This is a genomic window from Thauera aminoaromatica S2, assembly GCF_000310185.1.
GTDB classification, from domain to species: Bacteria; Pseudomonadota; Gammaproteobacteria; order Burkholderiales; family Rhodocyclaceae; genus Thauera; species Thauera aminoaromatica.
In genome coordinates, this window is record NZ_AMXD01000044.1 from 1 (window position 1) to 26,812 (window position 26,812).

Consider the following 26,812-nt stretch of genomic DNA (forward strand, 5'->3'; position numbering starts at 1 on the left):
CCGGCGCGGCCGGAACGCGGCACGGACGGCTCGCACGCGCAGGACGGCGAGCGCCGCCCGCGCGACTTCGGTGGCGCGCGCCCGAACCAGCCTGGCGCGGGTTACGCCGGCAAGCCGGGTGGCGGGGGCTTTCGCGGCCACGACGAGCGTCGACCGCACGACGAACGCCGCCCGCCGGCCACCGACCGCAAGGCTGGCGGCCACTCCGCGCCGGTGAAGCGCCAGGGCGAGCGTGCCGGCAAGCCCTTCCGCCGCCGCGAGGACTGAAGGCCGGAGCGCGGGCTGCGTGCCCCTGCCCCGGGGCACGCAGCCCGGCTGCTGCGCGAACTGCGTCACGGCACCGCCGAATCGCCTGCCGCAGGCATCCCGAAAGACCTAGAATGGGCAGTTGTCCCATAGCTCTCCCGTCGATGTGTCGTGACGCTCTCCGCCAGCCCGAAGACTCGCCCGCGCGCCGCTGCCGTGCGCGCACGTCGAGCCTGCTGGCGCATCGCGCGACGGACTCGGTGGCCATCCCGTGCTGATGCGACGACTCCTCCGCACCGTCGTCCTGCTGGTCTGCCTGAGCCTCGGCAGCGCGGCTCTGCACGCCCGGACGGATCTCGATTTCGGCGTCTATTCGGCGCGCCCGAAGGCGCTCGTCGAGGCCTCGTGGCAGCCCTTCGTGGACTACCTGAACCAGCACCTGGACGGCGTCGAGGTACGCCTGCACGCGCTCGACGACGCCGGACTGCAGCGCGCCCTCGCCGCCGGCGAGATCGATCTGCTGCTGACCAACCCGGTGCATTTCATCGAGCTGCGCGCATCCAATCCGCTCTCCGGTGCCATCGCCACCGTGGTCGCCGATGCCGGCGGCCAGGCCCTGAGCGAGTTCGGCGGCGTGATCCTGGTGCGCGCCGCGGACGCCAGCCTGAAGACCCTCGCCGACCTGCGGGGCAGGCGCGTCGGCACCACCCATGCCAACTTCCTCGCCACCTATCCGGCGCAGGCACTCGAGATGAAGGCCGCCGGCATCGACCCCGGCTCGCTGCGCATGTTCACGCTGCGGCAGACCCAGGACAGCGTCGTCGAAGCGGTACTCGACGGCCGCGTCGACGCCGGCTTCGTCCGCACCGGCCTCTTCGAGGCGCTCGTCGCCGAGGGGCGCGACCTCTCCGGCTTGCGTGTGCTGCATCCCCTGCAGCATCCGGGCTTCCCGCTGCGCAGTTCCACACGCCTCTACCCCGAATGGCCCCTCGTCGCCCTTCGTCAGGCCGACCCGGCCCTGATGCGCAAGGTGGCGGCACTCGCGCTCGGCCTCGAAACCGCCGACCCGGCCGCGCGCGCCGCAGGCATCCACGGCTTCACCATCCCCGCCGATTACGCCCGCGTCGAGGAGATGCTGCGCGAACTGCGCCTGCCGCCCTTCGACGCCACTCCACCCTTTACCTGGAACGACGTGTGGGCGCGCTACCACGAGACGATCTTCGTACTCGGCCTCGCGACCCTGGCGATCGTGCTGCTGCTGGTGCGTCTGGCGCAGCGCAACCTGGCGCTGTCGCAGGCCAACGCCGCCGCGCGCCGCCTGGCAGCAGAGATCGAACTCGATCGCCACCACCTGCGCAACGTGATCGAGGCCACCCAGGCCGGCAGCTGGGAATGGAATCTGGAGACCGGCGAGTGGAAGATGGACGCACGCTGGGCGGCGATGCTCGGGCTGGCGGCGGAGGACTGCGACGGCGAAGGGCGCGCGTGCTGGCGCAAGCGCGTGCATCCCGCGGACCTCGCCGAGGCCGAGCGCGAGCTCGATCGCCACATCCGCGGCGAGACCGCCTTCTACGAGCACGACCTGCGCCTGCGCCATTGCGACGGACGCTGGATCTGGGTGTATGACCGCGCGCTCGCCGTGCGCCGCGACGCGGACGGGCGCGCGCTGCTGCTGACCGGCGCGCAGATCGACATCGATCGGCGCAAGGAGAACGAGGAGCGCCTGCGCCTGGCCGCGAGCGTGTTCTCGTCGAGCTACGAGGCGATCCTGATCACCGACGTCGACAACCGCATCGTCGACGTCAACCCGGCCTTCTGCCGCATCACCGGCTACAGCCGCGAGGAGAGCCTCGGCCGCGACCCCGGCATGCTCGCCTCGGGCCGCCAGGGGCGCGAGTTCTACCGTGCGATGTGGCAGGCGATCGAAGAGCACGACCACTGGCAGGGCGAACTGTGGAACCGGCGCAAGGACGGCAGCGAGTTCGCCGAGGTGCTCTCGATCAGCCGCGTGCGCGACGCACGCGGTCGGGTGATCCACCATCTGGCGATGTTCTCCGACATCAGCCGGCTCAAGAAGCATGAGGAGGAGCTCAACCGCATCGCCTACTTCGACCCGCTCACCGGCGCACCCAACCGCCGCCTGCTCGACGACCGCCTGCGCCAGGCGATCGCACACTCTCGGCGCACAGGGAAGCCGCTCGCGGTCTGCGTGATCGACCTCGACGGCTTCAAGCCGGTGAACGATCAGCTCGGCCACGAGGCCGGCGACCAGGTGCTGATCGGCATCGTCGACCGGCTCGGCGCGATCCTGCGCGCCAGCGACACCGTGGCCCGCCTCGGCGGCGACGAGTTCGTGCTGCTGCTCGAGGACATCGAAGGCGAGCGCGTGCTCGAGCGCGTGCTCGAAGCCATCCGCACGCCGATTGCGCTCGCCGGCCAGCAGGTATGCGTGTCCGCGAGCATCGGCGTCACCCTCTTCCCCGAGGACGACGCCGACCCCGACACCCTGCTGCGCCACGCCGACCAGGCGATGTACCGCGCCAAGCAGCGCGGACGCAACTGCATCCAGTTCTTCGACGCCAGCGTCGAGGAACAGCAGCGCGTGCGCAAGGAACGCCTCGAGCGCCTCGACCAGGCCTTGCGCCGGCAGGAGTTCGTGCTGCACTTCCAGCCCCAGGCCGACATGGTCGACGGGCGGCCACTCGGCATGGAGGCCCTGCTGCGCTGGCAGCACCCCGAGCGCGGCCTGCTGGCGCCGGGCGAGTTCCTGCCCGACCTCGAAGGCACCGAGCTGGAGACCCGGCTCGGTCAGTGGGTGGTCGACCACGCGCTCGGCGCCCTCGAGCACTGCCGCGCGGCCGGGCTGGACATCGGGGTAAGCGTCAACGTCGGTCCCGGTCCGCTGATGCAGGCGGGCTTCGTCGCCAGCGTGCGCAGCGCGCTGGAGCGCCACCCCGACATCCCGCCCGAGCGCCTGGAGCTCGAGATCCTCGAATCCACTGCGCTCGACGACATGGTGCTGGCGATGGACGTGCTCGAGGCCTGCCATCGCCTCGGCGTACGCATCGCGCTCGACGACTTCGGCACCGGCTACGCCTCGCTGCGCCACTTCCGCCAGCTGCCCTTCGACCGCCTCAAGATCGACCGCAGCTTCGTGCTCGACATGCTGGAGGACGGCGAGGCGCGCGCGATCGTCGGCGCCGTGGTGCAGCTCGCGCGCACCTTCGGCCGCGAGGTGATCGCCGAAGGCGTGGAGACGCCCGCCCACGCAGCGGCCCTGCTTGCCCTCGGCTGCAGGCTCGGCCAGGGCTTCGGCATCGCCCGGCCGATGCCGGTCGAGCACATCCCCGGCTGGGTTTCATGGCAGACTCTCGCACCCTGCGCCGACGATGCGGCATGCGCGAGCTCCGGCCGCTGCCCGCCAATCTGATCTGGCCCTACAATCCGACCTCCGCCACGACCGCGCTCGCAGCCGCGGCATACGCCGAATCATGAAGCTCCAAAGCTGGACGCATCACACCTCCGCCGGCTTCACGCTGCGCGGCCACCACAGCCCGCCGAGCGGTCGCCCGGTGCTGCATTTCCTCCATGGCAACGGGCTCAGCTCGCTCACCTATGCGCCCATGCTCGCGCACCTGAGCGCGCATTTCGACCTCTTCCTGTCCGACGTGCAGGGTCATGGCGACAGCGACCACGGCAGCCGCTTCCGCGGCTGGAACCATGCTGCCGAGATGGCCGCCGAGGCCTGGCTCGCGCACGCGCCGCGCTTCGGCACGGTACCCGTGCATGCCGCCGGCCACAGCTTCGGCAGCGTGCTCACCTGCCTGATGCTGGCGCATCATCCGCACGCCTTCAGCCGTGGTGTGCTGCTCGACCCGGTGCTGTTCACCCCGGCGATGATCGGCATGATGGCGCTCTCCGACCTCGTCGGGCTGGCCTCGCGCAACAAGCTCGCCGCCAAGGCACGCACGCGACGCCACCACTGGCCGGACCGCGCTGCCGCGCATGCGGGGCTGCACGGGCGCGGGGTGTTCCGCGGCTGGAGCGAGGACTCCTTCCAGGCCTATATCGACCATGCGCTGCGCGACGTGCCGGGCGGTGGCGTGGAGCTCAAGTGCCGGCCCACCCGCGAGGCCGAGATCTTCGCGTCCTACCCGCGCCGGCTGTGGTCCTCGCTTGCCCGCATCGAGCAGCCGGTGCTCGCGCTGCACGGGCGCGACACCTTCGCCTTCGCGCGGCGCTCGGTCACGCGCTGGGCGGCAGGCAAGGCCAACGTGCAATGCGTGCAGGTGGAGGGCGGACACTGCTTCATGCTCGAGCATCCGCAGGCGACCGCCGAAAGGGTGGCCGCATTCCTGCGCGACAGCCCGCGCTGAGGGCCCGGGCGGCCGCGCCGTGGGCTGTCGCGCGCCGCGCACCGGGGTTCAGGCAGTGAGCTTGCGCGGCTCGAGCGACACGGTCTCGCGCCCGTTGGTTACCAACACGTGGCCGTCCTGGATGGTGAATTGCAGGCGCATCGTGCGCTCGGCGAGGCGGCCGAGTTCGGCGCTGGCCTCGCGTTCGAGCTCGAACACCTTCAGGTTGCCGTGGCGCTCGAGGCGGCCGCGCACCCCGCTCCACCACACCTCCAGCGCCCGCCCGTAGGCCAGCACCACCACCTCGCGCGCGCGCCCGCAGGCCTTGCGCACCCACTTGTCATCGGGCTGGCCGACGTCGATCCAGCGCTCGATGACGCCGGTGAGGTCCTTCTGCCACAGGTCGGGCTCGTCATCGACGCATAGCCCCTTGCCGAAGGCGAGCGCCGGGTCGGCGAAGAGCGCGAAGGCGAGCAGGCGCACCATCATGCGCTCGTCGGTCTCGGAAGGGTGACGCGCGAGGGTGAGCGAATAGTCGGCGTAGTGGTGCCGATCCATGTCGGCGACCTGGATGTCGGCCTTGAAGACCGTGGCCTTGAGCGCCATCAGTGCACCTGCGGCGAAGCGCGGCCGGCCTGCTGCCAGGCCATCACCGCGCGCGCGGAATGCGCCATCACGAGGTCGCGCTGCGGCGCCGGCAGCTCGCGCGCCAAGGCGCCGAACAAGGCCTGTGTGGCCTCCTGGGCCACGCCCTCGGCAGCGAGCCCTTCGGCCAGGCAGCGGATCTGGATGAAGGCGAGCGCGTCGGCCACCAGCCGCCAGCCCGCAACCGGCATGCTGCGCGCGAGCGCGAGCAGCTGGCTGCCGAGCTCGCCGGCGAGGCGCATGGCCTCGTCGCGATGCTCGGTGGCGATCGAGGCATGCCACAGCGCCAGATGCAGCCCACGGCGCAGCTCGACCTTGAAGTCGATGGCATTCTCCTCGACGGCGGAGATCCCTTCGAAGTGGCGCAGGAAGCGCGCCTCGGCGGTTTCATCCAGACCAGTGCGCAGCGCACCGATGAGCTCGGTCAGCGCGGGGATCGCCACCAGGCCGAAGGCCCGGCTCCAGGCCATCCCCCACTGGTCCATCCCGGACAGCAGCAAGGCGAGGCGCAGCGCCTGTGCCTCGGGGTCGGCCGCCGCGGACACCCAGTCGGCGAGGTCGACGCGCAACTGCTCCACGCCCTTCAGCCGCGCAGCATCGCCTTCGGCGACGCTGAGCCGGAACAGGCGCGCGAAGCTCTCTTCGGCCAGCCGCGCCGCCTGGCGTTGGGTCGAGGCGTCGACTCGGTGCGCAAGCGGGTCGGGCGGCAGGGTCTGCTCGGCGGGGTTCATGGCGTCTCCCCCCATCAGGCGCTGTCGCGCGCCCACAGCGAGTGCGCGACCTGGCCGACCTGGTTGCGCACCCCGTCGCGGAAGCCCTGCAGCATGCGGCGCAGGGCGACCGCATCCTCGGAGGTGAAGCCACGCTTGAAGTCGGTCAGCACCAGTCGCGAACGCGACAGCCAGTTGCCCGGCGCGTCGTCGAGCGCGCACCACGCCGCCTCGCCCGGATCGGCGCCGTGCTGGCGCAGCCAGGCCATCGCCTCGCGCTCGCGCAGGCCGTGCAGCTCGGCGCCCGTCTTGGGCAGCAGGTGCGGCGTGGCGCCGGCGATCTGCGGGCGGATGTCCTCGGAAAAGCGGGCGACCAGCTTGGGCAGCGAGAACAGCATGCGCCAGTCGGAGGCGATCACGATGCGCGCTTCGGGGAACTCCCTCACCACCGCCTCGATGTGCACGAGACAACGGAAATCCTCGACCTCGCCCCAGGGGTGGGTGACGCCGTCGAAGTCCATGAAGATGTATGCGTTGCGTGTCATGTTCCCTGCTCCGGCGAAGAATGCCGCGGCCGGCAATTTGTGGATGCTGCAATGCGCAATATACTGTACCGGCACCGATACCACCGCGTATCCGATTTCACGAACCATCACATTCGCGTCGCACAGGCCGGCTTATGCTCGCTGCCGTTGCGCCGCAACAACACTCACCCGAGAAAAGGAATCCATCATGACCCCCATCGTCAATCTGGAGGGCAAGGTCGGCCTCATCACCGGCATCGCCAACGAGAAGTCGATCTCCACCGGCGTCGCCGAGGCCTGCGCCCAGGCCGGCGCGACGCTGATCATCACCTATCAGAACGAGAAGACGCGCGCCTTCATCGAGCCGGTGATCCACCGCCTCGGCGTCGAGGACGTTCACCTGCTCGACGTCACCCGCCCCGAAACCATGGACGCCGCCTTTGGCGCGATCGAGGCGCGCCACGGCAAGCTCGACTTCGCCATCCACAGCATGGCCTTCGCCAAGCGCGACGACCTGCACGGCCGCGTGGTCGACACCTCGGCCGACGGCTTCGCGCTGGCGATGGACGTGTCCACCCACTCCTTCGTGCGCCTGGCCAAGAAGGCCGAGCCGCTGCTCGAGAAGGCCGGCGGCGGTGCCCTGGTGACGATGACCTACCTCGGCTCCGAGAAGGTCATCCCCAACTACGGCGTGATGGGCCTGTGCAAGGCCGCGCTCGAGGCCGCCACCCGCTACATGGCGGCCGAGCTCGGCGCCAAGGGCATCCGCGTCAATGCGGTCTCCCCCGGCCCGCTGATGACGCGCGCCGCCTCCGGGATCGCGGGCTTCGACGGCCTCATGGCGGCCGCGGTCGAGCGCTCGCCGATGCATGCCCTGGTCACCCCCGAGGACATCGGCGCGCTGACCGCCTTCCTGGTCTCGGACGCCGGCCGACTGATCAGCGGCGGGGTGCATTTCGTCGACGCCGGCTATAACATCATGGCGTGAGCAGCGAGGAGATCATGATCGACATGGATGCGGCGCGCGCGATGCTCGGACGGCAGGCGATCCTGCTGCCCGACGCCGTGCCGTCGCATCCGCTGCTCGACGGCAAGACCGAGATCGGTCGCGGCGAGTACTCGATCGTGATCGACAAGGGCGACGGGGAGCATGTCTACAAGATCGTCAGCTCCCCTGCCGACTACTTCCTCTACACCGCCGACGACCGCCCGCGCGGCCCGCATTTCCCCATCGTATTCGCCGATCATGGGGTGATCGGCCGCGCACAGTCGGGCTATCCCTTCCATCTGATCGAGATGGAGCGCCTCTATCCGCTCGCCGAGGGCTCCCCCGCGGCAGAACTCTCGCGTCGCCTGATCGAGTGCTACTGGTCGGCGTGCGCGCAGTGGAGCCGGCTCGGTGCGGACATGGGGCGGATCGCGCTCTACCACCTCACGGTCGAGCCGATGAAGGTCGGCGACAGCCTGCAGGAAGCCCTGCGGGCCCTGTCCGACTTCGTCGAGGAATATCAGGTCCTGCCCGACATCCTCAACGCCAACAACCTGATGATGCGCGCCGACGGCACGCTGGTGTTCTCCGACCCGGTGTTCATCGCCTGAACGGGCTTGCGGGTATCATGCCGGCTCGGGTGCCGCAGGGCACCGCACCGGACGCCACCATGAGCCCTCCCGCGCACGACCCCTGCGGTCACGACCACCCCCACTCTCCCCGCCCCGCCGGCGTCGGCATTCCGCGCAGCGGCGCCTTCGACGCGCCCGCCTTCGAGAAGGCCGTCGGCGACCTGCTGCGTGCGTGCGGCATCGCCCCCGACAACGCCCATACCGGACGCACCGCGCAGCGCGTGCGCGAGCTCTGGCAGCGGCGCTTGCTCGGGGGCTACGAGCTCGACCCCGCCGAGGTGCTCGGTGACGGCTTCGAGGATGCGCGCCGCGACATGGTGGTGATTCGCGGCATCGCGGTCCATGGCGTGTGTCCGCATCACCTCGTCCCTTTCCGTGGCGTCGCCCACGTCGCCTACCTGCCAGGCGGCCGCCTGCACGGCTTTGGCCGCATCGCCCGCCTGGTGGACGCGATCGGCCACCGCTTCACCTACCAGGAGTGGATGACGCGCGACATCGCCGACGCGCTGATGCGCCACGGCCACGCCGCGGGCGCGGCCTGCGTGATCGAGGCCGAACAGCTCTGCCTGCTGCTCGGCGAGGACCGCCGCGGCGACGAACGCGTGATCACCCAAGCCTTCGCCGGCGAGTTCGAACGTTCGGAGCAGGCGCGCAACGAGTTCCTGCGCGCGATCGAGGAGCGCCGGCGCTAGGCCGACGGGTCGCGCGGGTGCAGGTCGATGACCACCGCGCGACGTGCGAGCCGATGCGCGGAGACGTCCACCAGCACCACCTCGCGGCCTTCGAGCACCACGCTGCCGGCATTGCGGTCGTCGCCGCCCACCGAGTATTCGAAGGCATAGCCCCGCCGCAGCAGCACGCGACCGTTGTCGTCGCGCGCCAGGCGCAGGCCCTGCCCCGCCACGGTCTCGTCGAGGAACTGCACGCCCTCGCGCGTGCAGGCGCGGCGCGCGGCCTCGATGCCGATCTCGCGCGCCTTCAGGCTGTCGAACCAGAACCACACCACGGCCCCGAGGGCGAGCAGGACGAGCAGCTCGACGAAGCTCACGCCGCGGCCCCCGGCATCGCGATCATGACGAACAGGATGATCAGGGCAGCATCATCCCGCGGATCATGAAGAACAGCACCGCGGCCATCAGCGCAGAAGCGGGCACGGTGATGACCCAGGCGGCGGCGATGCGCATCAGTTGCGAGCGCTTGACCAGCTCGCGGCGATAGACCTTCTTGAGTCCCTTGCGCTCGCCCTTGGAGAAGTGCGCCGGATCGTCCGCGTTCTTGGAGCGCTGCTTGAGGTCGGCGAGCATCTGCCCCTTCTCCTCGATCGAGGCCTTCTCGAAACGCGCGATGAAGGCCTCGATCGCGGCGAGGTCGCCCTCGGGGTGGTGGGCCTTGATCTCGGCCACCATGCGGTCGTAGTTGCTCTTGAGGTATTCGCGCAGGAAACCGACGCCGAACACCCCGCCGACCGCGATGTGCGTGGAGCTCACCGGCAGGCCGAGCTGGCTGGCGACGATCACGGTCAAGGTCGCCGCCATCGCGATGCAATAGGCGCGCATCTGGTCGAGCTCGGTGATCTCGGAACCGACCGTGCGGATCACCTTCGGCCCGAACAACGCCAGCCCGAGCGAGATCCCGATCGCGCCGACCATCATGACCCAGGTGGGGATCGCCGCGTCCTTGTGCACCACGCCGCCGGAACTGACCACATCGACGATCGCGGCCAGCGGGCCGACCGCGTTGGCGACGTCGTTGGAACCGTGCGCGAAGCTGAGCAGCGCGGCGGCGAAGATCAGCGGCACGGTGAAGAGCCGATTCACGCTCGCCTTGGTGTTGGCGACGATGCCGCTGCTGCCGTGCAGGGCCTTGCGCACCAGGACGAACACCAGCGCGCCGAAAATCAGGCCGTACAGCACGGCGGGAAGGAAGTCCACCTTCCAGACCCGGTTGAGCCCCTTCAGGATCAGGTAGCTGACGAAGGTCCACGCCATCAGGCCGACCAGTACCGGCACGGTGCGGCGTGCGGCCGCGGCCATGTCCACCTGGTAGGTGATGCTGCGCTTGACGAGATACAGGAAGGCGGCGGCGAAGATCCCGCCGAGCAGCGGCGAGATCACCCAGCTCGCCGCGATCTCGCCCATGGTGGACCAATCGACGATCGAGGGGCCGGCGGCGGCCATGCCGGAGCCGAGCACCGCGCCCACGATCGAGTGCGTGGTCGACACCGGCGCCCCGACCGCGGTCGCCAGGTTCAGCCACAAGGCGCCGGCGAGCAGCGCGGCCAGCATGATCCACACGAAGGTGTCGGAATCCTTGATGAGGTCGGGATCGATGATGCCGCTGCGGATCGTGCCGATCACCTCGCCGCCGGCGATCAGCGCACCGGCGGCCTCGAAGATCGCCGCGATGACCAGCGCGCCAGCCAGGGTGAGCGCCTTGGAGCCGACCGCCGGGCCGACGTTGTTGGCGACGTCGTTGGCGCCGATGTTCATCGCCATGTAGCCGCCGATCATCGCCGCCATGACCAGGGTCATGCTGCCCTCGCCCGTGCCGCTGAGCGCCGAGTAGAACATGACCCCGACGATGAAGAGCACGCCCATGCCGAGGCGGAAGACCTCGCCCCGACCCTGATGGGCTGCCTTCTCGATGTCGCTGATGTGCTGCAAGTCCACGATGGAATTCCGTGTTACAAGAAAGACGATATTGTTTCAGAAATCTTGCCGCGGCCCAACGTGAATGAAGACTCCGCCGCAACGCCTCGCTTGCACCCTCACAGACGGTCGTGCTTGTCCGCGCGGCCGTGTGCGCGCTCGATGGGGTAGCGCTCCGCATTGATGCGCATCTTTCGCCGTGCGGCATCGGCGAGGTCGACACCGAGCACGTCGCCGAGGCGCACGAGGTACAGCAGCACGTCGGCGAGTTCGAGAGCGACCTCGTCCCGCGTCGCCGGCGGCAGCGCCATCGACTGCTCGGCGGTGAGCCACTGGAAATGCTCGATCACCTCGCCCGCCTCGCCGGCGAGCGCCATCGCGAGGTTCTTGGGCGTATGGAAGGGCTCCCAGGCGCGCTCGGCGGCGAATTGCCGCATCGCGTCGCGCAGCTCGCGGAGCCCGTCGGGCGACGGGCCTGCAGCACTCGGAGCGCCCTCCGCGACCGTCGGGCCGGCGGGCCCACCCTCGGCATTCCGGGACGGACTCATTCGATGTGGTGCTCGAGGTCGAAGCCCGCACCGCCATCGACCCCCAGGTGCTCGACGAGCCAGGGCAGCGCGGCCTCGAGCCGCTGCGGCAACACCCAGGGAGGGTTGATCACGTAAAGGCCGCTGCCGAACATCCCGATGCCGTCGCGCGGGGCGTCGCGCACCGCCAGGCGCACGTCCAGCCAGCTCTCGGCGCCGAGCGCGGCGAGGCGCTCGGGCAACTGGCGGGCCTCGGCCCGGGCGAGCATCGGATACCAGACCATGTAGGTCCCGGTGGGAAAGCGCCGCATCGCGTCACGCACCGTGTCCACCACGCTGCGGTAGTCGTCCTTGACCTCGTAGGGCGGATCGATCAGCACCACCGCCCGCCGCGAGGGCGGCGGCAGCAGGCTCTTGAGCGCGGCGAAGCCGTCGGCGCGGCGCACCTGCACGCGCTCCTGTTCGCTGGCGAAGGTGCGCTGCAGGGATTCGAAGTCGGCCGGATGCAGCTCGAACAGGCGCAGGCGATCCTGGGCGCGCGCACGCGTCATGGCCAGCGCCGGCGAGCCCGGGTAGAACAACAGCCTGCCCTGCGGATTGAACTGCCCGACCGCCGCGACATAGGCGGCGACTGCTGGCGGCAGGTCCTCGTGCCCCCACAGCCGGCCGATGCCGTCCGCCGCCTCGGCGGTCTTGCCCGCCTGCTCGCTGTCGAGCGCATAGCAGCCGCCCCCCGCGTGGGTGTCGATGTAGTACCAGGGCTTGTCCTTGCGACCGTAGTAGTCGAGCAGCTCGATCAGGACGAGGTGCTTGAGGACATCGGCGTGATTGCCGGCGTGAAAGGCGTGACGGTAACTGAGCATGTGGACTTCCTGAAGGGCGGGCGCATCCTATCACCCGCCGGCAGGGGGCTCAAAATCGCGAAAAACCCGCCGGATCGGCGACATTCACGGCACGGGCGCTGTTTGCAGGCCGCGAGGCGCTTGTTATGATGCCTGCCCCCCTGGCGCTGCGCAGCATCGGCGCGAGACATCGACAGCGAGAACGAAAATGAGCATCTACGCCCTGGGCGACCGCCGGCCGAGCTTCGGCGAGGGAAGCTGGATCGCCCACAACGCGACGGTCATCGGATCGGTCACTGCGGGCCGCAACGTCAACATCTGGTACAACGTCGTGGTACGGGGCGACAACGATCCGATCACGATCGGCGACGATACCAACATCCAGGACGGCTCTGTCCTGCACAACGACGACGGCATCCCGCTGACGATCGGCACGCACGTCACCGTGGGCCACATGGCGATGCTGCACGGCTGCACGATCGGCGACGGCAGCCTGATCGGCATCAACGCGGTGATCCTCAACAACGCGGTGGTCGGCAAGCAGTGCATCGTCGGCGCCAACACCCTGATCCCCGAGGGCAAGGTGATCCCCGACCGCTCGCTGGTGGTCGGTTCTCCTGGCCGGGTGATCCGCACGCTGAGCGACACCGAGGTCGAGAACCTGGTGGTCAACGCCCACAACTACGTGGACAACGCCCGCCTCTACGCCGACCGCCTGTGCGCGCTGGAGCCGTCCAGCGTGATCGCGAAGCCGGAACAGTGATGCGCACCGCGCTCGCCACCCTCGCCACCCTCGCCGCGCTCGCGGCGCTGCAGTCGGCGCCGGCGCTTGCCGCCGACACTCCCGCCCCGCCCACCGTGGAGCTCGCGGCCGAGGCCAGTGGCCCGGCCGCCAACGACCTCGCGGTCGCCGTGATGTATGCAGAGCGCAGCGGCGCGAGCGCGGCCGCGGTGGCACGCGAGGTGAACCGCGACATCGCCGCGGCGCTCGAACTCGCGCGCGCGCAGGGTGCCGTCAAGGTGCAGAGCGGAAACGTCTCGACCTGGCCGGCATACGGAAAGGACGGCCAGGGCCGTATCACCGCCTGGCGGATGCGTTCCGAGCTCCGCCTCGAGAGCACCGACACGGCGGCGATGTCGGAGCTCGTCGGCAAGCTCCAGGAGAGCCTGGCGCTCGCCCAGCTGAGCATGGAACCAGCCCCCGAGACGCGCAGGAAGGCCGTCTCCGACGTCACCGTCGACGCCCTGCGCGCCTTCGAGGCGCGCGCGAAACTGATCGCCGACACCCTCGGTCGGCGCTACCGCATCGCCCACCTGTCGGTCGGCGAGCACGGCCTGCAGCCTCCGCCGATGCCGCGCATGCGCGCGGCGGCGATGGCCGCGGAGGCCGCCCCGGCGCCACTCGAGGGCGGCGAGAGCCGGGTGTCGGTGCAGGTCGGCGGACGCATCGAACTGCTCGACTGAAGACCGCGCCCCGCGCGGGCCCGACTTCAGCCTTCTTCGAGAAAACCTCTCCAAACCCCTGATCTGAAAGCAGACCTTGCCGGCCTGGGCGGGTCCTGACATACTCTGGCAGAAATCCTTTTCGCACCGGATCGCGCCATGAGTCCCGAGCCCCTCCCTCGCGCCTTCCTTTCCGCCCCTCTGCACGCCGGCATCGGCAAGCGGCGCCTGGCGCTGCTTGCCGGGGTGGCCACCGTAGCCGCACTGCTGGCGGGCTGCGGCACCACCCCGGTCGCCGGCCCCGGCTCGCCACCGCGCACGGTGGCGCCGAGCGGGCACTATTTCTCTCTCGAGGGTGAGCACCAGACGCAGGAAATGGTGCTCTTCGCGCTCGGCCTGCTCGATACCGGCTACCGCTTCGGCGGGCGCAATCCGGACGCGGGCCTCGATTGCAGCGGCATGGTGGCCTACATCGTGGAGAACATCAGCGGCCGCAAGCTGCCGCACAACGCCGCGCAGATCGCCGATCGCACGCGCCCGATCGAGGTGCACGAACTGCGCCCGGGGGACCTGGTGTTCTTCAACACGCTGGAGCGCCGGCATTCGCACATGGGGATCTACATCGGCGACGGGCGCTTCGTGCACGCGCCCAACAGCCGTGGCCGGGTGCGGGTCGAACGTCTCGCCAGCCGCTATTTCGCGCAGCGCATCGACGGCGCGCGCACGCTGCTCGCGAGCAACTGAGGACTGTCGCCGGAACGGCGGCGATACCCGCGACCAGGGTTCAGCGCTGCGGAATCTGCACGTAGATCTCGCCCGGCCGGGTGAGCCCGAGTTCGAAACGCGCGCGCTCCTCGATCGCCTCGTTGCCCGACTTGAGATCGTTCACCTCCGCCGCGAGCGCCGCGTTGCGCTGCTCGAGGCGCAGGTTCTCCTCGCGCTGCGCATGCAGCTGGCGATCGACCTCCCAGACGCGCAGCCAGCCCCCTTTCCCCAGCCAGAGCGGGTACTGCAACAGCACGACGAGTGCGATCAGGATGAGGATCGGCCAGCGCATGGAGACGGGTATGGAGATGGATACTGGCGCATTCACGACGAAGGCCGGCGAGTCGCCCGCCGGCCTTCGAGACGCTGCGAATCAGCGTTGCAGGACGCTCAGCGCAGGTTGTAGAACGCGCGCTTGCCCGGATAGGCGGCGGTGTCGCCGAGGTCTTCCTCGATGCGCAGCAGCTGGTTGTACTTCGAGATGCGGTCCGAGCGGCTCAGCGAGCCGGTCTTGATCTGCATGGCGCGCAGGCCCACCGCGATGTCGGCGATGGTCGAATCGTCGGTCTCGCCCGAGCGGTGCGAAATCACCGCGGTGTAGCCGGCGAGCTTGGCCATCTCGACTGCCGCGAAGGTCTCGGTGAGCGTGCCGATCTGATTGATCTTGATGAGGATCGAGTTGGCCACGCCCTGCTCGATGCCCTGCGCGAGGATCCTGGTGTTGGTGACGAAGAGGTCATCGCCCACCAGCTGCACGCGCTTGCCCAGGCGCTCGGTGAGGATCTTCCAGCCGTCCCAGTCGCCCTCGGCCATGGCGTCCTCGATCGAGACGATCGGGAACTTGTCGCACAGGGTCTCGAGGTAGTCGGTGAAGCCCGCGGCGGTCAGCGACAGGCCTTCGCCCTTCAGCTCGTACTTGCCGTCCTTGTAGAACTCGGAGGCGGCGCAGTCAAGCGCCAGCAGCACGTCCTGGCCAGGCACGTAGCCGGCGGCGACGATGGCCTCCTGGATCAGGTTGAGCGCTTCCTCGGTGCCGGACACGTTGGGGGCGAAGCCGCCCTCGTCGCCGACGGTGGTCGGGTAGCCCTTGGCGTCGACGATCTTCTTGAGATGGTGGAAGATCTCGGCGCCGCAGCGCAGGGCCTCGCGGAAGCTGCCCATGCTCACCGGCATGATCATGCATTCCTGGATGTCGAGGCTGTTGTTGGCGTGCTCGCCGCCGTTGATGACGTTCATCATCGGCACCGGCATCACCATCGGGCTGGAGCCGCCGAAGTAGCGGTACAGCGGCAGGCCGGCCTCTTCGGCGGCGGCCTTGGCCACCGCCATGGACACCGCCAGCATGGCGTTGGCGCCCAGGCGCGACTTGTTCTCGGTGCCGTCGAGCTCGATCAGGGTACGGTCGATGAAGGCCTGCTCCTCGGCGTCCAGCCCGATGATGGCCTCGGCGATCTCGGTGTTCACGTTCTCGACCGCGCGCAGCACGCCCTTGCCGAGGAAGCGCGACTTGTCGCCGTCACGCAGCTCGATCGCCTCGCGCGAGCCGGTGGAGGCGCCCGAGGGCACCGCGGCGCGGCCCATCACGCCCGATTCGAGCAGCACGTCGGCTTCGACCGTGGGGTTGCCGCGGGAATCGAGAATCTCGCGGGCGATCACATCAACGATTGCACTCATGTCTAGTCCTGTAGCAGTTACGGAGGTTTCGGATCGATCATGCGGGAACGCGACCCGGCGGGGAGCATGCTCGCACCGGATGACTGCCTCGTGAGCAGCGGCGACGGATGACGCGCATCAGTCCGCCGGTAGCCGCATTCCCGAAAAATGGGGTCTCAGAGCGTGGTCTCGAGGAAACCCTGGCGCTTGACCAGCGCGTCGATGTCCTTGAGCACGGTCAGCAGCGCCTTCATCTTCGGCAGCGGCCAGGCGTTGGGGCCGTCGGACAGCGCCTTGGCGGGGTCCGGGTGGGTCTCCATGAAAAGGCCCGCCACGCCCACGGCGACCGCGGCGCGCGCCAGCACCGGCACGAACTCGCGCTGGCCACCCGAGGCGGTTCCCTGCCCGCCCGGCAGCTGCACCGAGTGGGTAGCGTCGAACACCACCGGGCAGCCGGTGTCGCGCATGATCGCCAGCGCACGCATGTCGGAGACGAGGTTGTTGTAGCCGAAGGAGGCGCCGCGCTCGCACACCATGATGGTGTCGGCGCCGCCATTGGCCTCGCGCGCCTTGTCGGCGACGTTCTTCATGTCGCCGGGGGCGAGGAACTGGCCCTTCTTGATGTTCACCGGCTTGCCGCTGGCCGCCACCGCGTGGATGAAATCGGTCTGGCGGCACAGGAAGGCCGGGGTCTGCAGCACGTCGACCACCGCGGCGACGGTCGGGATCTCCTCGATCGTGTGCACGTCGGTCAGCACCGGCAGGCCGAGCTGCTTCTTGACCGCCTCGAGCATCTTCAGGCCGGCGTCCATGCCATGGCCGCGGAAGCTCTTGCCCGAGCTGCGGTTGGCCTTGTCGTACGAAGCCTTGAAGATGTAAGGGATGCCCAGCTCGGCGCAGATCTCCTTCATCTGCCCGGCGATGTCCAGGCACATCTGCTCGGATTCGGCCACGCAGGGGCCGGAGATCAGGAACACCGGCTTGTCGAGGCCGACTTCGAAACCGCAGAGATTCATGCTTCGCTCCTCGGGGCCGCAGCCTGCTTGTGCGCGATCGCAGCCTTCACATAAGCGGTGAACAGCGGATGACCCTTGCGCGGGTTAGAGGTGAATTCGGGGTGGAACTGACAGCCGACGAACCACGGATGCACGTCCGCAGGCAGCTCGACCATCTCGCACAGGTCGGTGACGGGCGCGCGGCCCGACACCACCAGGCCCTTGTCTTCGAGCCTGGCGAGCAGGGTGTTGTTCACCTCGTAGCGGTGGCGGTGACGCTCCATGACCTCGGGGGCGCCGTAGATCGAACGCGCCAGCGTGCCTTCCTTGAGCAGGCAGAGCTGGCCACCGAGGCGCATGGTGCCGCCGAGGTCGGACTCCTCGGAGCGCTTCTCGATCTTGCCCGTGCGGTCCTTCCACTCGGTGATGAGGCCGATCACCGGGAACCTGGTGTCGCGCTCGAACTCCGTCGAATGCGCGCCTTCCATGCCCGCGACGTCGCGGGCGAACTCCACCACCGCAAGCTGCATGCCGAGGCAGATGCCCAGGTAGGGCACCTTGTTCTCGCGCGCATAGCGGATGGCCGCGATCTTGCCCTCGGTCCCGCGCTTGCCGAAGCCGCCCGGCACCAGGATGGCATCCATCGACTCGAGCACATCGCAACCGTCGCGCTCGATATCCTCCGAGTCGATGTAGTGGATCCTGACCTTCGACTCGGTATGCATGCCGGCGTGGTTGAGCGACTCGATCAGCGACTTGTACGACTCGGTAAGGTCCACGTACTTGCCGACGAAACCGATATCCACGGTCTGCTTCGGGTTCTCGAGCGCGTGGATGAGCCTGTCCCACACCGAGAGGTCGGCCGCGCGCGCGAGGATGTCGAGCTTGTGGCAGACGATCTGGTCGAGCATCTGGTCATGCAGCTGACCGGGGATCTTGTAGATCGAGTCGGCGTCCAGGCACTCGATGACCGCCTCGGGCATGACGTTGCAGAACAGCGCGATCTTGCGGCGCTCGTCTTCCGGCACCGGACGGTCGGCGCGGCACAGCAGGATGTCGGGCTGGATGCCGATCTCGCGCAGTTCCTTCACCGAGTGCTGGGTCGGCTTGGTCTTCAGTTCACCGGCGGTCGGAATGTAGGGCAGCAGCGTGAGGTGGATGAAGCAGGTGCCGTGGCGGCCCTCTTCGAAGCCCATCTGGCGGATGGCCTCCAGGAAGGGCAGCGATTCGATGTCGCCCACCGTGCCGCCGACCTCGACGATCGCCACGTCGGCGCCCTCGGCGCCACGCTTGACGTAAGCCTTGATCTCGTCGGTGATGTGCGGGATGACCTGCACGGTCTTGCCCAGGTACTCGCCGCGGCGCTCCTTCTTCAGCACCGACTCGTAGATCTGGCCAGTGGTGAAGTTGTTGCGCTTGCTCATCTTGGCGCTGGTGAAGCGCTCGTAATGGCCGAGGTCGAGGTCGGTCTCGGCGCCGTCTTCGGTGACGAAGACCTCGCCGTGCTGGAACGGGCTCATGGTGCCCGGATCGACGTTGATGTAGGGGTCCAGCTTGAGGTGCGTGACCTTGATGCCGCGGGACTCGAGGATCGCCCCGAGGGACGCTGCGGCGATGCCCTTGCCCAGGGAGGACACGACACCACCGGTGACGAAGACGTATTTGGTCATGGGAGCTGTACTGCGGGAAAGCGCGATGATAACCGATGCACCCGAACCGCGTCAGCAGTCCGGGTGCCTCCCGCGCGATCGCTCAGGCCATGCCGCGCAGCTCGCGCAGCAGCACCGACAGCATCGCCATGTCGATCGTCGGCGCGCTGCGGATTTCGGCGAGGAGCTGCTGGTAGCGCTCGAGCGGCACCGCGGCACGCTCGCGCCCGGCATTCAGCACGCCCTCGGTGTCCGCGCCCTCGGGCGCGTTGCGCAGCGCCGCGCTGGTGAGCTCGCGGGCGAGCGAGGACAGATCGCTGCGCAGCGCGCCGCGCGCCAGGCTCTGCCAGCGCGTGTCCGCGGGCAGCCCGGAGATCTGGCGGCCGAGCCAGTGCAGGTCGAATTCGCCCCCGAGGGCGAAATACACCCGCGCCACCGTGGCCTCGTCACGCCCCTGCTCCACCGCCACCTCGACCAGGTCGAGCGCCGAGTAAAGCTCTTCGAGCGCGGCCACCCGCTTCGCCAGCGCCTCGGGCACGCCCTGCCCCACCCGGCGCGCCACCGCGGCGTCGAGCTCGGCGCGATAGGCGGGGGCGACGTAGTCGGCCAGCCCCTCGGCGAGCGCCGCCACGCCAGGCGAGAAATGCGCGCTCGTCGCCTGCAGGTCGGCCAGCCAGCGGCGGTGACGCAGGAACCACAGCGTGCCGCGCTGCACCAGGCGACCCGACTCCTGGATGAGCTCGGTCTGCACCGCGTCGGCGATGCGGTTGTCGAGGGCCTCGATCTCGCGCCACAGCGCCACCAGGCCGAAGACCTCGCGGGTGGCCATGTAGGCGCGCACCACGTCCGCCGCCGAGGCGCCGAGCTCGGCCCTGAGCCGGCTGACGAAGGTGGGCCCGACGCGGTTGATCATGCTGTTGACCACGTGGGTCGAGATGATCTCGCGGCGCAGCGGGTGGATCCGGATCTGCGCCGGGAAGCGCTCGCGCAGCGGGCCGGGAAAGTAGCGCTCGAGCGCGGTGCGGATGTAGGGGTCCTCCGGCACGTCGGAGGCGAGCACCTCGTCGTAGAGCTCGATCTTGCTGTAGGCGAGCAGCACCGCCAGCTCGGGGCTGGTGAGGCCGACGCCGGCGGCCTTGCGCTCGGCGATCTCCTCGTCGTCGGGCAGGTACTCGAGCTTGCGGTTGAGCCGCCCGGCCTGCACCAGGCGGCGGATGAACTCCGCCTGCTCGTCGAGCAGCGCCACGCCGCGCGCGCGCGTGACCGACAGCACCTGGGTCTGGGCGTAGTTGTCGCGCAGCACCAGGATGCCGACCTCGTCGGTCATGTCGGCGAGGAGCTCGTTGCGCTGCTTGAGCGTGAGCTCGCCCTCGGCGATCACCCCGCCGAGCAGGATCTTGATGTTGACCTCGTGGTCGGAACAGTCCACCCCGCCGGAGTTGTCGATCGCGTCGGTGTTGATGCGCCCGCCCGCGAGCGCGAACTCGATGCGGCCGAGCTGGGTGGCGCCGAGGTTGCCGCCCTCGCCGAAGACCTTGCAGCGCAGTTCGCCGCCATTGACGCGCACCGCGTCATTGGCGCGGTCGCCCACCGCCGCGTCGGTCTGGCTGGCGGCCTTGATGTAGGTCCCGATCCCGCCGTTGTAGACCAGCTCGACCGGTGCGGTGAGGATGGCGCGGATCAACTCGGTCGGGGTCAAGCCCAGGGGCGCGGCCTGGATGTCGAGTGCCGCGCGCGCCTCGGGCGACAGCGTGATGGACTTCGCGCTGCGCGGCCACACTCCGCCACCCTGCGAGATCAGCGCGCGGTCGTAGTCGTCCCAGCTCGAGCGCGGCAGCGCGAACATGCGCGCGCGCTCTTCCCACGAGCGTGCCGGGTCGGGATCGGGGTCGATGAAGATGTGGCGGTGGTCGAAGGCCGCCACCAGGCGGATCTGTTTCGACAGCAGCATGCCGTTGCCGAACACGTCGCCCGACATGTCGCCGATGCCGACCACGGTGAAGGGTTCCTGCTGGATGTCCTTGCCCATCTCGCGGAAGTGGCGCTTGACCGCCTCCCAGGCGCCGCGTGCGGTGATGCCCATCTTCTTGTGGTCGTAGCCCACCGAGCCGCCCGAGGCGAAGGCGTCGCCCAGCCAGAAGCCATACTCGGCCGAGACCTGGTTGGCGTAGTCGGAGAAGCTCGCCGTGCCCTTGTCGGCTGCCACCACCAGGTAGGGGTCGTCCTCGTCGTGGCGCACCACGTCCGCCGGCGGCACCACCGCGCCCTGCACCAGGTTGTCGGTAAGGTCGAGCAGGCCGCGCAGGAAGTTGCGGTAGCAGGCCACGCCCTCGGCGAGCAGGGCCTCGCGCCCGCCCTCCGCAGGCGGGCACTTGACCACGAAGCCGCCCTTGGAGCCCACCGGCACGATCACCGCGTTCTTGACGATCTGCGCCTTCACCAGGCCGAGGATCTCGGTGCGGAAGTCCTCCATGCGGTCCGACCAGCGCAGGCCGCCGCGCGCGACCTTGCCGCCGCGCAGGTGCACGCCCTCGAAGCGCGGCGAGTACACGAAGATCTCGAACATCGGCAGCGGCTGCGGCAGATTGGGGATCTTCGACGGCAGGAACTTGAACGAGAGGTAGGGCTTGGGGGCGCCGTCCGCGCCGCGCTGGAACCAGTTGGTGCGCAGGGTCGCCTGCATGAGGGCGAGAAACTGGCGCAGGATGCGGTCCTCGTCGAGGTTGGCCACCTGATCGAGCGCGGCCTCGATGGCCGCCACCTGCGTCGCGCACGCGGCCTCGCGATCGCCCGCGAGCGCCGGGTCGAAGCGCGCGCGGAAGAGTTGCAGCAGCGCACGCGCGAACTGTGGATAGGCCGCCAGCGTCTGCTCCATGTAGGCGAGGCTGAAGGTGAACGCCGCCTGGCGCATGTGGCGGGCGTAGGCGCGCAGCACCGCCACCTCACGCCACGACAGCCCGGCGAGCAGCACCAGGCGGTTGAAATCGTCGTTCTCGGCGGCGCCGCGCCAGGCCGCGAGGAAGGCCTCCTGAAAGAGCGGGCGGATGTCGTGGATGTTGAGGTTCTCGGCACCGGCAAACTGCAGGCCGAAGTCGTGCAGCCACACCGTGCTGCCGTCCTGGCGCTCGATCTCGGAGGGGCGCTCGTCCATCACCTTCACGCCCATCTTCTCGAGCATCGGCAGGCTCTGCGACAGCGGTACCGGGCTGCCCAGGTGGTAGAGCCGCAGGTTGAGCCGGCCCGCGCGCACCTCGAGCGGCACGTAGAGGTTGAGCCCGAGCGCCGCGTCGTCGGCGAGCGCCTCCATCTGCTCGATGTCGAACACCGCCATGCGCGCGGAGTATTCCTCGCGGTAGCCGGCCGGGAAGCCCTCGCCGTAGCGCCGCATCAGCGCCAGGCCGCGCTCCTCGCCGCACTGCTCGACGAGCGCCTGCTGCAGCTCGTCCTCCCAGCGCCGCGCCGCACGGATCAGGCGCTGCTCGATCTCGCGCACGTCGAAGGCGGGGATCCGACCCTCGGGCGTGCGCACCGTGATGAGGATGCGCGCGAGCGCCGAATCCGAAAACTGCACGTCGAACTCGGCGGCGTTGCCCTTGAAGGCATCGATCAGCACCGCCTGCATGCGCTCGCGCTGGTCGGTGTTGTAGTGCTCGCGCGGCACGTAGATCAGGCACGACACGAAGCGCTCGAAGGGATCGACGCGCACGAAGAGGCGCGTGCGCAGGCGCTCGCCGAGGCGCAGGATGCCCATGGCGTGGGCGTGGAGCTCGTCGGTCTCGATCTGGAACAGCTCGTCGCGCGGGTAGCGCTCGAGCAGGGTCTGCAGCGCCTTGGCGGCGTGGCCGCCGGGCAGCAGGCCGGCACGCTCGAACACGGCCTCCACCTTGCGCCGCAGCAGCGGGATCTGGCGCGGGCTGGCGCTGTAGGCGGTGGAGGCGAGCAGGCCGATCACGCGACGCTCGCCATTCACCCGGCCGTCGGCCCCGAAGGTCTTGATGCCGACGAAGTCGAGATAGCCGGGCCGGTGCACCGTGGAGCGCGAGTTCGACTTTGTGACCGTGAGCAGATGCGGCAGGTGGGCCTGCGCGCGCAGCTGCGGCGGCAGCGCAGCAAAGGAGCGCGACTGCCCCTCGTCACCGTCGCCGCGCAGCAGGCCCAGTCCGGAGCCGGGGACGATGCGCAGCTCGTTGCCCTCGCCGGTCTCGACCAGCGCGTAGTCGCGGCAGCCGAGCAGCACGAAGTTGTCGGCGGCGAGCCAGTCGAGGAAGGCGCGCACCTCCTGCGTCTCCTCGGCGTCGATGCTGACCGGCAGCTCGTCGAGCCCTGCGGTGATGCCGGCCAGGCGCTCGCGCATGGCCGACCAGTCGCGGACCGCGGCACGCACGTCGGCAAGCACATGCTCGATGCCTTGCTGCAGCGCAACGAGGTCGCGCGGGTCGGTGCGGCGGTCGACCTCCAGGTGCATGATCGACTCGAAGCCGACACCCTCGCCCTGCTCGCCGCGCTCCGCCACACGCACGAAGCCGCCCTCGGCATCACGCGCGACGTTCATCACCGGATGGATGATCAGGTGCAGGGTGAGACCCTGGCGCGCGACCTCCATGGTGATCGAGTCGACGAGGAAGGGCATGTCCTCGCCGGCGATCTCCACCACGGTGTGCGGGCACTCCCAGCCGTGCTCGTCCAGCCGCGGGTTGAATGCGCGCACCTTGCTGCCGTCCTGGCGGCGGGCGACGAAGTGCCACTGGCTGAGCACGGCGCCGTAGAGATCGCCCACCGGGAGGTCTTCCAGGTCCTCGGGCGCCACCTGGGCGAAAAAGCGGCTCGCGAACGCACACACCCCTTCGGCCTGCTCGGCGGGCATCCGGGTGCGAATCTGCTCGATCACCGCCTCGACCTGCGTGGCCAGCCGGCCTGCTTCCCGTGTCTCCATCTCCAACCTCCCGCTTGCGCTTTTGGATACGGCGGGACGGTCTGCGAGCTCGGTATGGACAGCGTCGAGGGAGCGCACATCGCATCGCCGTGGAACGAAGCGGTCAGGCTAGAACAACCCGTCCGGCATGGATACGCACGTTTTCCCTAGTTCGGGACGCGCACGCGCCAGGGGCCGGACGGGGTGATCCTGCAGGGCCGGCCTTGCCGGCCATCCTCAGCGGATGAAGTCGCGATTGACTTCGCGGAAGAGCTCGGTGCCGCCGCGCTGCAGCCACTCGAAGGCGACCATCTCGCGCGACACGATCTCGATGCCGTGGCCGCGCATGCGCTCGAAGGCGAGGTCGCGGTTGGCCGGAGCGCGCGAGCCCGAGGCCTCGGCGACGATGAAGACCTGCTTGCCGGCGCCGCGCAGGTCGAGCGCGGTCTGCTGCACGCAGACATGGGCCTCGGTGCCGCACAGGATCACCTGCTCGCAGCCGGCGACCGCGGTCTGGTCGAGGCAGCCATCGGCCTGGGCGGAGAAGAACTGCTTGCCGACGTAGTGCGCACCGGCGGTCGCCGCGCGCACCGCCTCGACCGTGCCGCCGATCTTCTCGGGGAAGTGCTCGGTGACCACCACCGGCACGCCGATGCGCTCGGCGACGCGCGCAAGCCACACGCAGGCCTCGACCACCGCGGCGTTGTCGTGGATGAAGGGGGCGAGCTTCGCCTGCACGTCGATCACCAGCAGCACCGACTTCTTCGGGTTCATCAGCATGTCTTCGATCCTCCTCAGCCCTGCAGCTCGGCGCGGTCGCGGAAGTGCGCCAGCGCCTCGGGGTTGGCCAGCGCCTCCTGGTTCTTCACCGGGCGCCCGTGCACCACGTTGCGCACCGCCAGTTCGACGATCTTGCCGCTCTTGGTGCGCGGGATGTCGGCCACCTGCAGCACCTTGGCCGGCACGTGACGCGGCGTAGTGTTGTCGCGGATGGTCTGGCGGATGCGCCTGGTCAGGTCGTCATCGAGCGCGAGCCCCTCGCGCAGCTTCACGAACAGCACCACGCGCACGTCGTTGGGGTTCTGCGGCGGCCAGTCCTGGCCGATCACGAGCGACTCGACCACCTCGTGCAGCTTCTCGACCTGGCGGTAGATCTCGGCGGTGCCGATGCGCACCCCGCCCGGGTTCAGCGTGGCGTCCGACCTGCCGTAGATGACCAGGCCGCCGTGCGCGGTGATCTCGCAGAAGTCGCCGTGGCACCAGACATTGGGAAAGCGATCGAAGTAGGCGGCATGGTACTTGGCGCCGTCGGCGTCGTTCCAGAAGCCGATCGGCATCACCGGGAAGGGCTTCGCGCACACCAGCTCGCCCTTCTCGCCGCGCACCGGGCGGCCGTCGTCGTCCCACACGTCCACCGCCATGCCGAGGCCGCGGCACTGGATCTCGCCGCGCCACACCGGCAGCACCGGGGAGCCGAGCACGAAGCAGGAGATGATGTCGGTGCCACCCGAGATGGAGGAGAGCTGCAGGTCGGGCTTGATGTCGCGATAGACGTAGTCGAAGCCCTCGGGCACCAGCGGGCTGCCGGTGCTCATCATCGCGCGCACCGTGTCGAGCTTGTGGGTCTCCCGCGGCTTGAGCCCGAACTTGGCGGCGGCGTCGAGGAACTTGGCCGAGGTGCCGAAGTGCGTCATCGCTTCGGCGTCGGCGTAGTCGAAGAGGATGCGGTTGTCGCCGGCGAAGGGCGAGCCGTCGTAGAGCAGCAGCGTGGCCTCGGCGGCGAGCGCGGAGACCAGCCAGTTCCACATCATCCAGCCGCAGGTGGTGAAGTAGAACACGCGGTCTCCCGGCTTCACGTCGCCGTGCAGCTTGTGTTCCTTCAGGTGCTGCAGCAGCGCGCCGCCGGCGCAGTGCACGATGCACTTGGGCACGCCGGTGGTGCCCGAGGAGTACATGATGTAGAGCGGGTGGTCGAAGGGCAGCTGCGCGAACTCGATGTCGTCGACGAAGTGGAAGGGCGCGACGAAGTCGGCGAGCATGCGCGCGTGCGGCACGTGCAAGAGGTCGTGCTCGCGATGCACGTAGGGCACGACCACGACGCGCTTGACCGAGGGCAGCTGGGCGACGATCTCGCCGAGCTTGCCGAGCACATCCACCGTCTTGCCGCCGTAGTAGTAGCCGTCGCAGGCCACCAGCACCTTGGGTTCGGTCTGGCCGAAGCGGTCGAGCACGCCCTGCACGCCGAAGTCGGGCGAGGCCGAGGTGAAGATGGCGCCGAGGCTGGCCGCGGCGAGCATGGCGACGACGGTCTCGGGCAGGTTGGGCATGTAGGCGGCGACGCGGTCGCCGGCCACCACGCCCTGCTCCTTGAGCGCCGCGGCGAAGTGGGCCACGGCGCGGTACAGCTCGCCGTGGCTCATGCGGTTCATCACCCGGTCCTCGCCCCAGAACACGATCGCGTCATGCGCGTCGCGCGAACGCAGCAGGTTCTGCGCGAAGTTCAGGCGGGCGTCGGGGAACCAGCGCGCGCCGGGCATCTTGTGGCCATCGACGAGCACGCGCTCGCCGCGCGTGCCGATCACGCCGCCACCGACGCCGTCGCCCTCCCAAACGCTCGTCCAGAACGGCTCGGGGTGCTCCACCGACCAGGCGTGCAGCGCCTCGTAATCGGGCAGCGAGACCTTCCAGCGCTGCTCGGCCGCGAGCCGGAAGGCAGTCACGTTGGCGGCGGCGATGCGCTCGGGGGACGGGGTCCACAGGGGTTTCTGCTCAGTCGGATACATCGGGTCTCCTCTCCATCCTCTTGTGTCGATGATTGGGGGTCAAAACTCTGGGGGTCGAAACTGGGCGGCCACGCTTCGCGGACGGAGCGGGTGACCGCACTGCGCGGCCGGGCACTCGGCGGCCGGCGCCAATTCAGGCCACGGGCGGGTCGAACAGCGCGCGCACGACATCCGGAATCGGCGCCGACTTGCCGGTGCGCATGTCCATCCACACCGTCTTGGCCGCACCTTCGGCGTACAGGCGCTCGTCGCCATCGACGAAGAGCTCGTACCAGGTCATCACGCTGCTCCGCCCCGGATCGCCTGCATACATCTTGATGACGACGGTCGCAGGATAATTCACCGGCGCGAGGAAGGTGCAGCTGGCATTGATGATCACCGGCCCCACCGGCTCCTCGACGCTGACGCGGGAACCCATCCGTTCGAGCCACTCGACGCGGGTCTGCTCGAAATAGCGGAAATAGACCGTGTTGTTGACATGCCCGTAGGCGTCCA

The 26,812-nt window shown here is 69.3% G+C and carries 23 protein-coding genes and 1 pseudogene; 9 read left to right on the forward strand and 15 right to left on the reverse strand.

The window, feature by feature from the left end:
- From C665_RS08815 to C665_RS08825, 3 genes and pseudogenes are all read left to right on the forward strand, one after another.
- Positions 1–267 (forward strand): annotated as a pseudogene (locus tag C665_RS08815) (ATP-dependent helicase); the annotation flags it as partial.
- A gap of 256 nt (positions 268–523) precedes the next feature.
- The gene (locus C665_RS08820) at positions 524–3,676 is read left to right on the forward strand and encodes an EAL domain-containing protein (RefSeq protein ID WP_040828859.1); all 3,153 of its coding nucleotides are present in this window, start codon (positions 524–526) and stop codon (positions 3,674–3,676) included.
- Between the two features lie 61 nt (positions 3,677–3,737).
- On the forward strand, positions 3,738–4,622 hold the full coding sequence (locus tag C665_RS08825; RefSeq protein ID WP_004305899.1) for an alpha/beta fold hydrolase: 885 nt from the start codon (positions 3,738–3,740) through the stop codon (positions 4,620–4,622).
- 48 nt (positions 4,623–4,670) lie between these two features.
- Here the strand turns inward: C665_RS08825 and C665_RS08830 are convergent, their stop codons facing one another.
- Genes C665_RS08830 through C665_RS08840 form a run of 3 tightly spaced genes read right to left on the reverse strand, consistent with a single transcriptional unit; the run spans position 4,671 to position 6,501 of the window.
- Positions 4,671–5,207: a YaeQ family protein gene (locus C665_RS08830; RefSeq protein WP_004305900.1), complete on the reverse strand. Its 537-nt coding sequence runs from the start codon at positions 5,205–5,207 to the stop codon at positions 4,671–4,673.
- Positions 5,207–5,977, reverse strand: a complete 771-nt coding sequence (locus C665_RS08835; RefSeq protein WP_004305902.1) for a hypothetical protein — start codon at positions 5,975–5,977, stop codon at positions 5,207–5,209. The genes C665_RS08830 and C665_RS08835 overlap by 1 nt, the downstream gene beginning before the upstream one ends.
- A gap of 14 nt (positions 5,978–5,991) precedes the next feature.
- Positions 5,992–6,501 carry an HAD domain-containing protein gene (locus tag C665_RS08840; protein WP_004305904.1) on the reverse strand — a complete coding sequence of 170 codons (510 nt, stop codon included), beginning with the start codon at positions 6,499–6,501 and terminating at the stop codon, positions 5,992–5,994.
- Positions 6,502–6,688: 187 nt separating this feature from the next.
- On the opposite strand from C665_RS08840, the gene fabI reads away from it, so the two are divergent.
- From fabI to folE, 3 genes are read left to right on the forward strand one after another with little or no spacing between them, the layout of a single operon-like run.
- A complete protein-coding gene (fabI, locus tag C665_RS08845; RefSeq protein WP_004305906.1) occupies positions 6,689–7,468 on the forward strand; it encodes an enoyl-ACP reductase FabI in 780 nt (259 codons plus the stop codon).
- A gap of 14 nt (positions 7,469–7,482) precedes the next feature.
- Entirely contained in the window at positions 7,483–8,079 is a 597-nt protein-coding gene (locus C665_RS08850; protein ID WP_012585140.1) for a hypothetical protein, read from the forward strand.
- A 59-nt stretch (positions 8,080–8,138) separates the two neighbouring features.
- Positions 8,139–8,792 (forward strand): GTP cyclohydrolase I FolE, encoded by a 654-nt coding sequence (folE, locus tag C665_RS08855; protein WP_004305909.1) that lies wholly within the window; start codon positions 8,139–8,141, stop codon positions 8,790–8,792.
- Here the strand turns inward: folE and C665_RS08860 are convergent.
- From C665_RS08860 to C665_RS08875, 4 genes are all read right to left on the reverse strand, one after another.
- Positions 8,789–9,148: a DUF3301 domain-containing protein gene (locus tag C665_RS08860; protein WP_004305910.1), complete on the reverse strand. Its 360-nt coding sequence runs from the start codon at positions 9,146–9,148 to the stop codon at positions 8,789–8,791. The two genes, folE and C665_RS08860, sit on opposite strands and share 4 nt — an antisense overlap.
- A 40-nt stretch (positions 9,149–9,188) precedes the next feature.
- Positions 9,189–10,769 (reverse strand): inorganic phosphate transporter, encoded by a 1,581-nt coding sequence (locus C665_RS08865; protein WP_004305911.1) that lies wholly within the window; start codon positions 10,767–10,769, stop codon positions 9,189–9,191.
- A gap of 98 nt (positions 10,770–10,867) precedes the next feature.
- Positions 10,868–11,185 carry a nucleotide pyrophosphohydrolase gene (locus tag C665_RS08870; protein WP_004305913.1) on the reverse strand — a complete coding sequence of 106 codons (318 nt, stop codon included), beginning with the start codon at positions 11,183–11,185 and terminating at the stop codon, positions 10,868–10,870.
- 107 nt (positions 11,186–11,292) lie between these two features.
- Entirely contained in the window at positions 11,293–12,138 is an 846-nt protein-coding gene (locus C665_RS08875) for a 23S rRNA (adenine(2030)-N(6))-methyltransferase RlmJ (RefSeq protein WP_004305915.1), read from the reverse strand.
- A 187-nt stretch (positions 12,139–12,325) separates the two neighbouring features.
- Here C665_RS08875 and C665_RS08880 point away from each other — a divergent pair, with 187 nt between their 5' ends.
- The 3 genes from C665_RS08880 to C665_RS08890 all read left to right on the forward strand — a co-directional run bounded on the left by C665_RS08880 (position 12,326) and on the right by C665_RS08890 (position 14,304).
- Positions 12,326–12,880: a gamma carbonic anhydrase family protein gene (locus C665_RS08880; protein WP_004305916.1), complete on the forward strand. Its 555-nt coding sequence runs from the start codon at positions 12,326–12,328 to the stop codon at positions 12,878–12,880.
- Complete coding sequence (locus C665_RS08885) at positions 12,880–13,581, forward strand: SIMPL domain-containing protein (RefSeq protein WP_004305918.1); 702 nt, start codon at positions 12,880–12,882, stop codon at positions 13,579–13,581. The genes C665_RS08880 and C665_RS08885 overlap by 1 nt, the downstream gene beginning before the upstream one ends.
- 138 nt (positions 13,582–13,719) lie before the next feature.
- A complete protein-coding gene (locus C665_RS08890; RefSeq protein WP_004305920.1) occupies positions 13,720–14,304 on the forward strand; it encodes a C40 family peptidase in 585 nt (194 codons plus the stop codon).
- A gap of 40 nt (positions 14,305–14,344) precedes the next feature.
- Here C665_RS08890 and ftsB read toward each other — a convergent pair whose 3' ends face one another.
- The 8 genes from ftsB to C665_RS08930 form a co-directional block, all read right to left on the reverse strand.
- A complete protein-coding gene (gene ftsB, locus C665_RS08895; RefSeq protein ID WP_004305921.1) occupies positions 14,345–14,617 on the reverse strand; it encodes a cell division protein FtsB in 273 nt (90 codons plus the stop codon).
- Between the two features lie 98 nt (positions 14,618–14,715).
- Entirely contained in the window at positions 14,716–15,999 is a 1,284-nt protein-coding gene (eno, locus tag C665_RS08900) for a phosphopyruvate hydratase (RefSeq protein ID WP_004305922.1), read from the reverse strand.
- 155 nt (positions 16,000–16,154) lie between these two features.
- On the reverse strand, positions 16,155–16,994 hold the full coding sequence (kdsA, locus tag C665_RS08905; protein ID WP_004305924.1) for a 3-deoxy-8-phosphooctulonate synthase: 840 nt from the start codon (positions 16,992–16,994) through the stop codon (positions 16,155–16,157).
- Entirely contained in the window at positions 16,991–18,643 is a 1,653-nt protein-coding gene (pyrG, locus tag C665_RS08910) for a CTP synthase (protein WP_004305926.1), read from the reverse strand. Before pyrG ends, kdsA begins: the two co-directional genes overlap by 4 nt.
- A gap of 82 nt (positions 18,644–18,725) precedes the next feature.
- On the reverse strand, positions 18,726–23,555 hold the full coding sequence (locus C665_RS08915) for an NAD-glutamate dehydrogenase (RefSeq protein WP_004305928.1): 4,830 nt from the start codon (positions 23,553–23,555) through the stop codon (positions 18,726–18,728).
- Between the two features lie 216 nt (positions 23,556–23,771).
- Positions 23,772–24,314, reverse strand: a complete 543-nt coding sequence (locus C665_RS08920) for an isochorismatase family protein (RefSeq protein WP_004305930.1) — start codon at positions 24,312–24,314, stop codon at positions 23,772–23,774.
- A gap of 14 nt (positions 24,315–24,328) precedes the next feature.
- Positions 24,329–26,317, reverse strand: coding sequence for an acetoacetate--CoA ligase (locus C665_RS08925; RefSeq protein ID WP_004305932.1), 1,989 nt, complete (start codon positions 26,315–26,317; stop codon positions 24,329–24,331).
- Between the two features lie 133 nt (positions 26,318–26,450).
- Positions 26,451–26,812, reverse strand: a 362-nt coding sequence (locus tag C665_RS08930; RefSeq protein WP_004305933.1) for an acyl-CoA thioesterase, incomplete at its 5' end; no start/stop codon positions are given.